The sequence below is a fragment of the Vibrio sp. 10N.247.311.13 genome, assembly GCF_041467595.1.
Classification (GTDB): domain Bacteria; phylum Pseudomonadota; class Gammaproteobacteria; order Enterobacterales; family Vibrionaceae; genus Vibrio; species Vibrio crassostreae_C.
In genome coordinates this window covers 42,775-55,664 of sequence record NZ_JBFSUX010000028.1, presented here as the reverse complement: position 1 = coordinate 55,664, position 12,890 = coordinate 42,775, and the positions used below count along the sequence as shown (strand labels likewise).

At 43.6% G+C, this 12,890-nt stretch carries 13 protein-coding genes; 3 read left to right on the top strand and 10 right to left on the bottom strand.

Translation table 11 applies throughout. The features are described from left to right. Positions 1–102: 102 nt before the first annotated feature. The 10 genes from uspE to ccoN all read right to left on the bottom strand — a co-directional run bounded on the left by uspE (position 103) and on the right by ccoN (position 9,107). Entirely contained in the window at positions 103–1,053 is a 951-nt protein-coding gene (uspE, locus tag AB6E52_RS13345) for a universal stress protein UspE (protein ID WP_102321163.1), read from the bottom strand. Positions 1,054–1,185: 132 nt separating this feature from the next. Then, entirely contained in the window at positions 1,186–1,932 is a 747-nt protein-coding gene (locus tag AB6E52_RS13340) for an FNR family transcription factor (RefSeq protein ID WP_017059637.1), read from the bottom strand. Between the two features lie 86 nt (positions 1,933–2,018). Next, complete coding sequence (locus AB6E52_RS13335) at positions 2,019–2,693, bottom strand: sulfite exporter TauE/SafE family protein (RefSeq protein WP_102321162.1); 675 nt, start codon at positions 2,691–2,693, stop codon at positions 2,019–2,021. After that, positions 2,683–2,919 carry a cbb3-type cytochrome oxidase assembly protein CcoS gene (gene ccoS, locus AB6E52_RS13330; protein WP_017059639.1) on the bottom strand — a complete coding sequence of 79 codons (237 nt, stop codon included), beginning with the start codon at positions 2,917–2,919 and terminating at the stop codon, positions 2,683–2,685. Before ccoS ends, AB6E52_RS13335 begins: the two co-directional genes overlap by 11 nt. Then, the gene (locus AB6E52_RS13325; protein WP_029235846.1) at positions 2,919–5,291 is read right to left on the bottom strand and encodes a heavy metal translocating P-type ATPase metal-binding domain-containing protein; all 2,373 of its coding nucleotides are present in this window, start codon (positions 5,289–5,291) and stop codon (positions 2,919–2,921) included. The genes ccoS and AB6E52_RS13325 overlap by 1 nt, the downstream gene beginning before the upstream one ends. Positions 5,292–5,296: 5 nt before the next feature. After that, a complete protein-coding gene (locus AB6E52_RS13320) occupies positions 5,297–5,776 on the bottom strand; it encodes a FixH family protein (protein WP_017059641.1) in 480 nt (159 codons plus the stop codon). 108 nt (positions 5,777–5,884) lie between these two features. Beyond that, positions 5,885–6,859, bottom strand: a complete 975-nt coding sequence (gene ccoP, locus AB6E52_RS13315) for a cytochrome-c oxidase, cbb3-type subunit III (protein WP_017063857.1) — start codon at positions 6,857–6,859, stop codon at positions 5,885–5,887. Then, positions 6,859–7,032 (bottom strand): CcoQ/FixQ family Cbb3-type cytochrome c oxidase assembly chaperone, encoded by a 174-nt coding sequence (locus AB6E52_RS13310; RefSeq protein ID WP_004733679.1) that lies wholly within the window; start codon positions 7,030–7,032, stop codon positions 6,859–6,861. The genes ccoP and AB6E52_RS13310 overlap by 1 nt, the downstream gene beginning before the upstream one ends. Before the next feature lie 9 nt (positions 7,033–7,041). Then, the gene (ccoO, locus tag AB6E52_RS13305) at positions 7,042–7,662 is read right to left on the bottom strand and encodes a cytochrome-c oxidase, cbb3-type subunit II (RefSeq protein WP_017059643.1); all 621 of its coding nucleotides are present in this window, start codon (positions 7,660–7,662) and stop codon (positions 7,042–7,044) included. Between the two features lie 11 nt (positions 7,663–7,673). After that, positions 7,674–9,107, bottom strand: coding sequence for a cytochrome-c oxidase, cbb3-type subunit I (gene ccoN / locus AB6E52_RS13300; protein ID WP_009846707.1), 1,434 nt, complete (start codon positions 9,105–9,107; stop codon positions 7,674–7,676). A gap of 252 nt (positions 9,108–9,359) precedes the next feature. Between ccoN and AB6E52_RS13295 the strand changes: the two genes are divergently transcribed. The 3 genes from AB6E52_RS13295 to AB6E52_RS13285 all read left to right on the top strand — a co-directional run bounded on the left by AB6E52_RS13295 (position 9,360) and on the right by AB6E52_RS13285 (position 12,746). After that, a complete protein-coding gene (locus tag AB6E52_RS13295; RefSeq protein ID WP_102321161.1) occupies positions 9,360–9,725 on the top strand; it encodes a hypothetical protein in 366 nt (121 codons plus the stop codon). A 115-nt stretch (positions 9,726–9,840) separates the two neighbouring features. Continuing rightward, on the top strand, positions 9,841–11,025 hold the full coding sequence (locus AB6E52_RS13290; RefSeq protein WP_102321160.1) for an FIST signal transduction protein: 1,185 nt from the start codon (positions 9,841–9,843) through the stop codon (positions 11,023–11,025). Further along, positions 11,025–12,746 (top strand): ATP-binding protein, encoded by a 1,722-nt coding sequence (locus AB6E52_RS13285; protein WP_017070552.1) that lies wholly within the window; start codon positions 11,025–11,027, stop codon positions 12,744–12,746. The genes AB6E52_RS13290 and AB6E52_RS13285 overlap by 1 nt, the downstream gene beginning before the upstream one ends. Positions 12,747–12,890: the final 144 nt, after the last annotated feature.

Sequence of the window (12,890 nt, the reverse complement as noted above, 5' to 3'; positions counted from 1 at the left end):
TAGAGGACTTTCACCTCCTAGATCAACGCCATGCTCGGCGCACAACAAAAACGCCTCAAGCAATGCTTGAGGCGTTTTTTTATGAGTTAAACTATCCCTGACCTAACCTTTCGAAAGGTTAGGATCTAGTGGGCTGACGTAACCAGACGGTTTAAGAGCCAACACATCACAGTTAATCTTATCGATAACATGTTCCGCGGTATTACCAATAAACACGGCAGACAAGCCAGTACGACCCGTTGTACCCAGAATCACCATCGCAGCGTTATTTTCAGAAGCGACGCGAGGAATAACATCTTCTGGCAAGCCTTGTTCAACCACAGTTTGTTCTTCACACATACCGTGCTTCTGGCGCAATGCTTTCATTGCCGTTAAGTGATGGCCACGAACCGCATCGGTATAAGACGTTGGATCAAACTCTGGCAGTTCAATGGTAATATTCGCAGGTGTCACAGGGTAGGCATTCACCAAGAACGGTTCCGCATCCAAACGACCGGTGATCTCTAGCAATCTGTCGACCATCGTATCGTTAAGCTCTAAATGAGCTTCTGTTTCAGAACCTACATGAACTGAAGCAAAAATCTTCGCGTGATCTGGCCAGAAATCGTTTTTAACCAATAGCACTGGGCTAGGGCACTTTCTCAACAGATGCCAATCGGTTGGAGTGAAGATGACAGATTCCAAAGTATCGTGTTTACGCGTACCTTTGATTAAGATGTCGTGCTCACCACTGTAAACCTCGGCAATGATCGCTTCGTATGGGCGGTTATGCCAAACCACTTGTACATTAAATTCAATAGAATCATCTAGGTAAGGTTCTGCGACTTTATTCATCCAAATTTCGCGTTGATGAATTACGCCTTTGCGCATTGCGTCTCTTTCATCAATAGAGAGCATAGATGTCATTTCATACGAGAAGTCGTATATCGACAAAAAGAAAGTGATGCGGCTTGTTGAGGTGCTTTTCTTGGCAAGTTGGATAGCACGAACTAGAGCAGGTTGCTCATCGTGATTAATGTCTGCGACAACTAAAATTTTGTTATAGATACTCATAACTAAGCCTACTTTTCAGACCGAACATATAAATAATGTAGCGTAGTTATGGAGAGATTAAGAGAAATATAAGAGGTTTTAAGAGAGAAACATGATGTAGCTCATTATTGAACTACATCATTGATATCTAGACTATTCTTTTGAAACACCAGCAAGTTCCATCAACGCATCGTGATCTTCGATAGTGATATATTTGCCTTTAACGCTCAAGATGTCTGCTTTTTGGAAACGACCTAGAAGACGGCTGATTGTTTCAACAGTCAAACCAAGGTAGTTACCAATATCGCCACGAGTCATCGTTAGGCGGAACTCACGCGGGCTGAAGCCACGTTGAGAGAAGCGAGTAGAAAGGTTGTAAAGGAATGCAGCAAGACGCTCTTCCGCGTTCTTCTTAGAAAGAAGCAGAATCATTTCTTGGTCACCTTTAATCTCGTTACTCATCAGGCGCATAATTTGCTGACGCAATTTAGGCATTTTTCCTGATAGGTCATCAAGAATCTCATATGGGATTTCACATACCATAGAAGTTTCTAGCGCTTGTGCGAAACTAGGGTGTTGGTCACCAGTAATCGCATCGAAGCCAACAAGATCGCCCGCTAGGTGGAATGCAGTAATCTGCTCATCACCTTGCTCGGTAATCGTGTAGCTCTTGATCGTTCCAGAGCGAATAGCATATAGAGATTTAAGCTCGTCACCGGCTTTAAATAACTCTTGGCCTTTTTGAATAGGCTTTTTTCTCTCAATGATCTGATCAAGTTGATCGAGTTCAGATTCATTCAAAGTAAACGGAATACAGAGCTGGCTAATACTACAATCCTGGCAATGGATCGCACAGCCACCAGACTGAACACGTTTCGTCACAGGCTTTTCAGAAATCATAACAATCTTTCACTATTTGATATACGTCAATATTTTAGCATTCCTTTATCCAGTTGGGTAGTAAAAAAACCGGATTTAAAGATTACCTATACGGTATAAATAATGAGCTGCAATGCCATATATCCGGTATAGAAACCGTAAAGGAGGATTAAAATTGCGCCTAATTGGCGAAATAAGTCAGCTTGTTGCAGTTTTTTGAGGAAATTAGCGCCCATGCCTACTGTGAGCATTGCTGGAAGCGTACCTAAACCGAAAGCAAGCATGATACCGGCACCGTTGTACCAACTTCCTGATACGGCCGCCCACGTAAGCATTGAGTAAACTAAGCCACATGGTAGCCACCCCCAAATAAAGCCAAACGGCAAAGCATGGCTAGGGTGCTTCAAGGGTAGAAATGATTTACCTACAGGAGAGATATAGCGCCATAGTTTCTGCCCGACTTTTTCAAAGAACAACAAGCCGAACCACCATTTACCGATATACAAACCTAAGACGATCATAAAGCCAGCTGCAAATAATCGCAGCCAACCTAGCAGAGCGTTAAAATCGCTTAGCTGACCTATCGAAGAGATTGCACCGCCAATCACACCACCAATCACGGCATAACTTAGCAAGCGCCCTAGGTTATAAAGTAGGGGAATAACAGGGGAAGGTTTACTGTTGCCAATCGAAAGAAGCGACGCAATACCACCACACATTCCCATGCAATGGCCTGCGCCGATCAATCCAACAACAAAGGCTCCGATCCAATCAGGCGTCATCGTTCTTTTTGTCTACGTTAGTTTGGCTTTCGCTGTTAGCTTTCTCATTCTTGACAGGTTTACTATCAGAATGGTTGTGAGCCTTTTCGTCTTCATCAAACAGTATATTGTGACCTTGACGTTCTAGGTCTTCAAACTGTTCGCTCTTCACCGCCCATAGAAAAATACCAACAGCGATGCACACCAGTACAATCGCAATGGGGATCAGGATGTATAAACTTTCCATTATTTACCTTGCTCTTTTAAAAGCCTTAACGAGTTAGACACAACAATAATAGAGCTGGCAGACATGCCCACAACGGCAATGTATGGAGCAACCAAACCCGCGACAGCCAATGGAAGGATAAGTAAGTTATATCCTAATGACCAAGCTAGGTTTTCACGAATTATCTTACGTGTTTTTAACGCCAAAGTACGCGACTTAAGTAATCTATCGAGCTTATCACCCAGTAACACCATATCCGCAGAAGCTTTCGCCACGTCTGTACCGCCGCCCATAGCGACAGAAAGGTGGGCACCTGCAAGAATAGGGGCATCGTTAATGCCATCGCCAACCATCATGGTAATGTCACTTGCATCTCGAGAGTTCAGGTAAGCAAGTTTATCTTCAGGTTTCGCGTTAGCAACAATATCAGTAATACCAATCTCTTCAGCAACAGGCTTCGCGTTAATCAAAGAATCGCCAGTAAGCAGAGTTGTTTTGATGCCCGCTTCTTTAAATTGCTTAATAAACTCGATGCTTTCTTTACGGATTGGATCTTCATAAGTAAATGTAGCGATATGACGACCCGCCATCGACAAGTAAATGCCGTTGCTTTCCGATGGTTGAGCTTCACCTAGAATGAATTCACTACTACCAATCGCAACTTCTTGGCCATTCCACTCACCAGTGATACCTGAACCAATCACGTTATTAACTGACTCTACTTCGATCTCATCAGAAAGATGAGTCTTGAACGCCTTAGCGATAGGGTGGTTAGCGTGTTGTTCCAGGCTCGCCGCTACTTTGAGACAAGTGTCTTTATCAAGTTCAGCGAAGGTTTCAACTTGGCTGATACGAATATCACCCTCAGTCAATGTACCTGTTTTATCGATGATCAAGTGATTCACTTTGCACAAGGTTTCGAATACGTGGCCTTTGCGCAGCAAAATACCGAAGTTACCCATGCGAGACGTTGAACAAGTAATCGCCGTCGGTGTTGCCAGTGACAGAGCACAAGGACACGTTGCTACCAATACCGAAAGCATGATCCAGAAAGCGTCTTCTGGTCGTGTTTGGTGCCAGTAAAACCAAGTACCGAATGAGATGATTAAGATCACCGCAACAAAGTATCGAGCCACAACATCAGCAATTTCTGCAATGCGGGGTTTAGACAATTGCGCTTCGTCTTGCAGGCGAACGATATTGGAAATAACCGAATCCGCTTTTGACGTCATTACTTCCAATTCAAATGATTCATCACCATTCAATGTACCAGCAAAGACGGTATCGCCTTCGTTTTTGACCACATGGATAGATTCGCCAGTCAGCATCGATTCATCGATATGAACTCTGCCAGACAATACTTTGCCATCGGCAGGAATGTGCTCACCCGGTAGAACGCGAATTTGGTCGCCAACTTTTAAGGTTTTGACTGGAACTTGTTCGCCATCTAACGTTGTTGCCATAGCAGGAACGAGCTTAAGCAGGTTACCACTAGCAGCGGCGGCTTTACGACGAGCGCGCATTTCAAGGAAACGACCAAGCAGTAGGAAGAAGGTAAACATCGAGATAGATTCGAAGAATACTTCACCTTTCTCTGTCACCGTTGCGACCAAACTTGCAACGTAGGCAAACAAAAGAGCGATCGACACAGGTACATCCATACCCAATGTTCGACCTTTGAGGCTACGCCACGCGTTGATATAGAAAGGCAATGCAGAGTAGAGCAGAACCGGTGTTGCAAAGATTAAGCTCACCCAACGGAAGTAGCTTTTGAATTCGGGCTCAAGGTTACCGAAGACTTCAAGATACAACGCCACAGCCAGCATCATGACCTGCATGGTTGCTAAACCAGCAATACCAAGACGATAGAGATAATTCTTCATCGATCGATGATAGGCGGCTTCTTGTTGATCAGCCTCAAAAGGTGCGGCTTTGTAGCCTAAGGTATGGATTGCAGACAACAGCTCGCTCAGTTTCGTCTGAGTGTTGTCCCAACTGAGCAGGGCGCGGTTAGTCGTGGTATTAACACGAATACTAACAACCCCTAACTTTGAAGAGACTTGCTTTTCAATAAGCCAAGCACAAGCAGCACAAGAGACACCTTCTAGTGACAATGTCACTTCAGAGGTGTTTTCAGAGTTACGGACGAACTCCAATTGAACATCTTCGTTGTCGTAATGACTGAGTGCCAGAAGTTGCTCTGGCACGAGATCCGCTTTTTCAGCTGGAGCGGTACGATATTGGTAGTAAGAGACCAGACCGCTATCAACGATTGTCTGGGCTACGGTTTCGCAACCCGGACAACACATAGGTCGCACCGATCCTAAGATTTCTACTTTAAAATCCGTTTCCGCTGGTACATCTTCACCGCAGTGATAACAGGATTCACACATAAGATTTAGTTCGTTAGTTGAGTAGGAGTATCAATAGGGAAGTTCATGCGACCTTGCACTAACCATTCAGAATCATGCGGAGAAAGCTCGATAAACCATGGACCTTGCATTTCATGATCCAGAGTCAACGTGTAGTTGCCTCTCGCATCAGCGGTCAGTAGCTGAGTAAAATCACGGTCAGGCAGCGTTCGGTGCACGAACATTGCGCTAATAGCAGGGAAGTGGTCTAGTTTGCCTTTGTCGAGAGTAATGATAACTGAGTTACCTTTCTCGCTAACTGAAGCTGATAAGCCAAGCTCTTTAGCAACATTTACTTTCGAAATGTCGACATTAATACCTTTACCTTTTTTATAGTAATCTTCAGTGACAACGTTAACTGAATGGTTGGTAAGTATCGCGACTCGAACCAATGTTAGCATAGAAACGCCAACGGTTAGGAAGATCAAAAACCACGGCCAAAACTGCTTATACCAAGGTTGTTCCATATTATTATTCTCAATATATACAATGAAATAAAACTAATTTTTACAAACACTTAAGGTTATAACTGTAAAAGAAAGACAGCCCCTTAAGAAGGGGCTGTTATTATTATGTTACTCTTTATCTGAGTTGCTGAGGCTCCAGACGTAGGCAGAGACGAGCTGAACCTTATCCTCACCGAGGATGTCCTTCCAAGCCGGCATTACACCAGAACGTCCGTACATGACTGTTTCCGTCACATCAGCGCGAGAATCGCCGAATAGCCAGTCGCGGTCAGTCAGGTCAGGGGCGCCAACAGCAGGGTTACCCTTACCATCAGTACCGTGACACGCTGCACACACTACAAAGCGAGCTTTACCAGCCTCTGCTTCACGTGCGTTTACGCTACGACCAGAAAGGCTAAGCGTGTAGCTAACTACTTCTTTTACGCCTTCTTCGCCAAGAGCGTCTTTCCAACCTGGCATTTGACCGACACGACCATGCATGATGGTAGTAACGATAGCTTGTGGTTCACCACCATATAACCATGCGTCATCAGTTAGGTTCGGGAAACCTTTCTGACCACGTGCATCAGAGCCGTGACACTGAGAACAGTTTTGTAGGAACAAACGTTGGCCCACTTTGATTGCATCGGCATCTGATGCAATGTCAGGGACGGAACGTAGACCATTTTCGTCGTGAGCTAGCTTTCTGAATGCTTCACCAAAGTAGGTGTCTGCATCATCAAGCTCTTTCGCGTATGCGTCTAACTGTTTGTTTGCTTGCGCAGCAGCGATTGCAGAGCGAGACTCTTCTACGCTACGAACTGTTTGGTTTGAACTCGTCCAACCTAGTAGACCTTTAAAGTTGCCAAGGCCTGGGTATAGAGCTAGATAAACAGCTGCAAACACAATTGTGCTAACGAAAAGGTATGTCCACCATTTAGGTAGCGGGTTATTAAGCTCACGAATACCATCGTATTCATGGCCCATATCCTGACCTTCTTCTACACCTGTTTTATCGTTGGAACACCAACGAAGTAAGGCTGCACAGCCAATCAATGTACCGATTGTGATTACTGTTACCCAAATACTCCAGAATGTACTCATTACTTCGTCACTCCTTGATTTTTATCTTTCGCAGGTGCTTCATCAGCGAACACTAGGTTTGCATCTTCGTCGAAGCGCGACTTACGATTTTTACCGAAAGCCCACCAAACGATGCCGATGAAACAAGCAAAAACAGTAACAGTCCAAACACTTTGAAATGTAATAATGTCCATAATTATTCCTTATTTCATTGCGTGGCCAAGCGATTGAAGGTAAGCGATGATTGCATCCATCTCTGTTTTTCCTTCAACATCTTGTTTAGCGTTAGCAATTTGTTCGTCTGTGTAAGGAACACCAAATTGATTACGGAAGATTTCAAGCTTCTGTTTAGTCAATTTGCCATCAAGTACATTCTCAGCAAGCCATGGGAAACCAGGCATGTTTGATTCAGGAACAAGTTCGCGAGGGTCGATAAGGTGAACGCGGTGCCACTCATCAGAGTAACGATCACCAACACGCGCTAAATCAGGACCAGTACGCTTAGAACCCCATAGGAATGGGTGTTCCCAAACGCTTTCGCCAGCTACAGAGTAGTGACCGTAACGTTCAGTTTCAGAGCGGAAAGGACGAATCATTTGGCTGTGACATACGTTACAACCTTCGCGAATGTAGATATCACGACCTTCCATTTCCAGAGCAGAGTAAACACGTAGATTTTCTACAGGTTCAGTAGTCTGCTTTTGGAAAATAAGTGGGGTAATTTCTACTAAAGCACCAAAACTGATAGCAATAACGATAAGAATCGCTAGTAGGCCAACATTCTTCTCTACCAACTCATGGCGATTATTTGAATTTGAGCTCATTCTAAATCTCCTTAAGCCGGTTGAGGGATAGCTTTAAGGCTATCTTTAGGTGCAGAAACAGTTTTGTACGTGTTGTATGCCATTAAGAACATACCAGATAGGAAGATGAAACCACCTAAGAAACGTACAAAGTAGAACGGGTAAGACGCTTCTACAGATTCAACGAAGCTGTAAGTTAATGTACCGTCAGAGTTAACTGCACGCCACATCAGACCTTGCATCACGCCAGAGATCCACATTGCTACAATGTAGAAAACCGTACCAATCGTTGCTAACCAGAAGTGAACATTGATTAGGGATACAGAGTACATACGCTCTTGACCAAATAGTTTAGGAACTAAGTGGTAAACCGAACCGATAGAAACCATTGCAACCCAACCTAACGCACCAGAGTGAACGTGACCGATAGTCCAGTCCGTGTAGTGAGATAGTGCGTTAACCGTTTTGATTGCCATCATTGGGCCTTCGAAAGTCGACATGCCGTAGAATGATAGAGAAACGATTAGGAAACGTAGGATTGGGTCGTAGCGAAGCTTATGCCACGCACCAGATAGAGTCATAATACCGTTGATCATGCCACCCCAAGATGGAGCAAACAGAACCAAAGACATAACCATACCTAGAGATTGAGTCCAGTCAGGAAGTGCAGTGTAGTGTAGGTGGTGAGGACCAGCCCAGATATACAGAGACACGAGAGCCCAGAAGTGAACAATCGACAAACGGTAAGAGTAAACAGGGCGACCAGCTTGTTTAGGAACGAAGTAGTACATCATGCCTAGGAAACCAGCTGTCAATAGGAAGCCTACCGCATTGTGTCCGTACCACCATTGCACCATTGCATCGATCGCTCCGGAATAAATCGAGTACGATTTAAACGCAGAGACAGGAACAGCTAGGCTGTTAACGATGTGCAACACGGCAACCGTGATAATGAAGGCTCCGAAGAACCAGTTTGCTACGTAAATGTGCGATGTCTTACGTTTAATCATGGTTCCGAAGAACACGACCGCATAAGCTACCCACACAAGAGTAATAGCAATATCGATTGGCCATTCAAGTTCTGCGTATTCTTTACCAGAGGTTAAACCTAACGGTAAAGTAATTGCAGCGGACAGGATAATCGCTTGCCAACCCCAAAAGGTAAAGGCTACGAGAGGGCCACCAAAGAGACGCGTCTGACAGGTACGTTGTACAACATAATATGATGTTGCAAACAGCGCACTTGTACCGAACGCAAAAATAACCGCATTAGTATGCAGGGGACGTAAACGACTGTACGTCAACCACGGCGTATCAAAGTTTAGCTGTGGCCAAACTAATTGAGCGGCAATCAAAACACCAACGCCCATACCGACAATACCCCACAAAATTGTAACTAGGGTAAATTGACGGACGACCGTATAGTTGTAGTTTTGTTCAAGCTGCTTTTCTTGGCTCATTTGCATGCTTCCAATTTCTTATTTACTACACTTTACTTCCAACACGACTCACGTCGTAATGCCACCCAAATTAGAAAAGGAAATTCAGCCTATTCAGGGCTTTATTTCCACTTGCTGATTTTAAAAAAAAGTGGCATTTTCAACGCGACACTATACTTGAATTAACAAATCAATGACAGAGTAGTAACCTTACGCTTGGTCTGGAATTGGATTTTTATTTAAAAACTTTGAACTTTGTAACAAGGAGTAAAGATTATAATGGCGGCACAAAAGCTAACAAAAGGCAGGCTTGTTCAAATTATCGTCATGTTGGTTATTTTAATAGCTGCATTTACTTGGAGAACAGTAACATACGATAATAACGAAACAGTAAACTGTATAGTTTCAAAACCTTGTAAATTTGGCATTGATAATCATAATGTTTCAGTTTCAAGCAATAACCTAGGGTATTCGATCGAAACATCTAAAACTGGCAAATTTATCATTAGCTATAATGAAAGCGGAATTCTAGAAGAAAAAGGGCCTTCGAATTGGCTGTTACAAACTAATGATAAGACCTCCTCAATAACAGTTACATTTCCACAACAGATAAGCACGTTTTCCGTAAACCTTTCTAAAGAGTAATAGAGGGAAAACTGAGTCACGCCTCGGTTCTTTTGATAGAAATATGTACCAAATCAGTGAAACACCATGCATTAAAGTGTTATAAAGAGGACATTAATAAAGTTTCCCGGAATCTATGAAATTTCTATCAAAAGTCTCTTATTCCCTAGACGATAAAATCGCAGTAGATGAGTTGCTCAATGGGGTAGAAAACCCTGACGATATTGCCTGTCTTATTTGCTACTGCACAGAAGAGTACTCAACACTCGCTGTGCAGAGATATTTCGTAGATGCTCTCCCTAACACCCCAATACATGGCTGCACCACTTGTCACGGCATTATGACCGAAACTGGTTTTCATTCTGGTCCAGTCATTGGCGTCCTCATTATTCATGACTCGGGGATCAACGCCTATGGTACGGGAATCGAACATTTCAGCGACTCCATAGACCGCAGTACCTTCAGCGCGATAGACAAAGCACTCAAGAACGCCAACCGAGAAGGTGAAATTCCTGATCTTATCTTGCTGCATTCCACACCGGGTAACGAAGAAAAGGTGATGGCGGCTATCGATAAGAAATTTGGTACTGAAGTGCCAATTATTGGTGGCAGTGCTGCAGACAACCAGGTTTCCGGAAATTGGAGTATCTTCACCGAAGAGTCGCTGTCTATAAATGGTGTGTCTTTAACGGTAGTGTTTGCGTCTCAGTCCATCTATTCCTCTTTCAGCGCGGGTCATACGCCTACGCGGTATTCAGGCACCGTGACCAAAGTAAGAAACCGAATTTTGTTGGAGATAGACCACAGGCCAGCCGTCACCGTTTACAACGAATGGACTAATTTCCACTTAGATGGCAGTGATGATGGCTACATATTCGAAAAGTCGTCAGTCTACCCATTAGGCAGGAAAGTCGGCTCTTCTTACGATTACCCATATTTCAAATTGTCTCATTCGATCAGAGAGACGGAGTGTAATGGGATTGAGCTGTTCACAGACATCAGTGAAGGCGACACCATCTACCTGATGCAAGGGTCTAAGCAGCAGTTGATTAGCCGCGCCGCGAATATCATTCACTCCTCATACTACAACGACATGGATCTTGAAGAGAAACTAGGGGCGATCAATATCTTTTGTGCAGGCTCAATGTTGAACCTTAAACAAGATATGGATGAGGTTTGTGACCAAATAAATCAAGCACTTAATGGGCTCCCATACATATGTCCATTTACGTTTGGTGAACAAGGCAGGCTCTCTGGTGGCGAGAATGCACACGGGAATTTAATGGTATCGTCTGCAACGTTTTATAGGTTGAAAAAGTAATGGGGTCTGAAGGTCAAGAAGCGCTGCAAGAAGCACGTATTGAACTGCAAAAACTAAAAGCCCGTGAGCGAAAGCTGGCTGAAGAGAACAGGGTGATCTTATCAACCATCTCTGCGATCAGTAAGGCAAGTAACATATCTGAGATATTCTCCAGTCTCGAGTTCGTGCTCAAAAAATACATTAAGTTTGATGACTTTATCGTGGTATCAAGGGTAGGGAACGAAGGCAGTTTCAAAACCCTGCTAAGCAATAACAAAGTCTTCGAACAGATGAATTGGAGTGATTGTGGCAAGTTATCTCGAGTGATCAATGGAGAATGCGCCATCCTTTTTGAACCCAAGTCTCTGGGTGAATTCAATTCCTTACATCCCATTATCCTCGATCAAATCAACTCTGTTCTAATTACTGGTATCGATAGCGGACTAACACAATCCGTCATCATCTTTATCCACTCGAATACCAAGCACTTTAGTATTGAAACTAAGGCCACACTAAACCGTTTTCGACCGTTGATAGAGCGTGCTGTTTTCGATATTGAGAACAAAGAAAAGCTTGAAGCAACCGTTCGAGAACGTACCGCAGAGCTTGTCACAGCAAGAAAAGACGCAGAAAGAGCCAACAAGGCCAAGTCTGAATTCCTCGCGATGATGAGTCATGAATTAAGAACACCGCTAAATGCCATAATTGGCCTAATAGACGCCCTAAAATCCACATCATTGAACGAAGAACAACAGTCTATACTGCTTAATATGAGCACATCATCTGAGCTATTGCTGGCAATTATCAGTGACGTATTGGATTTTTCTAAGATTGAATCTGGGTGTTTCTCGTTGGCTCCTCGATGGAGCAACGTAAGAGACACTGTAACTTTTGTATTATCTGAACAAAAGAAGACAGCAGACGATAAAGGTTTGCCGCTAACAGTAACTAGCGATATCCCTGAAGGTGAACTTCATTACATCGACCCAAGTCGCTTGGCACAGATCCTATTTAATTTGATCGGTAACGCGATTAAGTTCACTGAGCGTGGGCATGTCCATGTTTCTATAAAGTACCAGCAGAGCTCTTTCTATATAACGGTGGAAGACACAGGGATTGGCATTAGCTCGCAACAACTTTCGTCGCTGTTCAGTCCATTTGTGCAAGCTGATAGCACAATCACACGTAGATTTGGTGGCACAGGTTTAGGCTTGGCCATCACTAAAAGACTGGTTGAGCTAATGCGCGGGCGCATATCGGTAAAGAGTGAGCCTGGAAAAGGCTCCAAATTCGAAGTACAGTTGCCAGTGCTTACTAGAGTTACGAATAATCTGGCTAACAAAGAAGACGAATCTTCACGAGAGTTAAGAAGCCGTTATTCAGTGTTAGTTGTCGAAGACAATCCAACGAATCAAATGGTGATAAAGTTAATCCTTACAAGACAAGGCCACGAGGTTTTCATCGCAAGTAATGGTGAAGAAGCGATTGGCTTTATTGAAAGAGGCAACGAATCAATAGACATTATCTTAATGGATGTGTCGATGCCGGTCATGGATGGATTAACCACAACCAAATACATGAGAGACGCAAACATCAAAACACCAATCGTTGCGCTAACAGCACACACATCAGTAGAAGACAAATGTTCGTGCTTAGATGTCGGCATGAATGATTTCGTGACCAAGCCAGTAAGAACTAAAGAGATCACAGAAGCAATTGATCGATTAATGCTTGAAGTCTAATAAACGTATTCTTAATCGAAGATTAGGAAATATGTTTATTAGGTATTTTATGGTAAATAGCCTTACTGTTAAATAGAACATCGATTTGGTAGATAAACAAGAGGCAGGGCATCGCACAAAGATACCTGCCTTATAAATACCAAA

Bases quoted from the DNA above. Each gene is read 5' to 3' on its own strand.
- uspE (WP_102321163.1), bottom strand. From the start codon at position 1,053: ATGAGTATCTATAACAAAATTTTAGTTGTCGCAGACATTAATCACGAT.
- AB6E52_RS13340 (WP_017059637.1), bottom strand. From the start codon at position 1,932: ATGATTTCTGAAAAGCCTGTGACGAAACGTGTTCAGTCTGGTGGCTGT.
- AB6E52_RS13335 (WP_102321162.1), bottom strand. From the start codon at position 2,693: ATGACGCCTGATTGGATCGGAGCCTTTGTTGTTGGATTGATCGGCGCA.
- ccoS (WP_017059639.1), bottom strand. From the start codon at position 2,919: ATGGAAAGTTTATACATCCTGATCCCCATTGCGATTGTACTGGTGTGC.
- AB6E52_RS13325 (WP_029235846.1), bottom strand. From the start codon at position 5,291: ATGTGTGAATCCTGTTATCACTGCGGTGAAGATGTACCAGCGGAAACG.
- AB6E52_RS13320 (WP_017059641.1), bottom strand. From the start codon at position 5,776: ATGGAACAACCTTGGTATAAGCAGTTTTGGCCGTGGTTTTTGATCTTC.
- ccoP (WP_017063857.1), bottom strand. From the start codon at position 6,859: ATGAGTACATTCTGGAGTATTTGGGTAACAGTAATCACAATCGGTACA.
- AB6E52_RS13310 (WP_004733679.1), bottom strand. From the start codon at position 7,032: ATGGACATTATTACATTTCAAAGTGTTTGGACTGTTACTGTTTTTGCT.
- ccoO (WP_017059643.1), bottom strand. From the start codon at position 7,662: ATGAGCTCAAATTCAAATAATCGCCATGAGTTGGTAGAGAAGAATGTT.
- ccoN (WP_009846707.1), bottom strand. From the start codon at position 9,107: ATGCAAATGAGCCAAGAAAAGCAGCTTGAACAAAACTACAACTATACG.
- AB6E52_RS13295 (WP_102321161.1), top strand. From the start codon at position 9,360: ATGGCGGCACAAAAGCTAACAAAAGGCAGGCTTGTTCAAATTATCGTC.
- AB6E52_RS13290 (WP_102321160.1), top strand. From the start codon at position 9,841: ATGAAATTTCTATCAAAAGTCTCTTATTCCCTAGACGATAAAATCGCA.
- AB6E52_RS13285 (WP_017070552.1), top strand. From the start codon at position 11,025: ATGGGGTCTGAAGGTCAAGAAGCGCTGCAAGAAGCACGTATTGAACTG.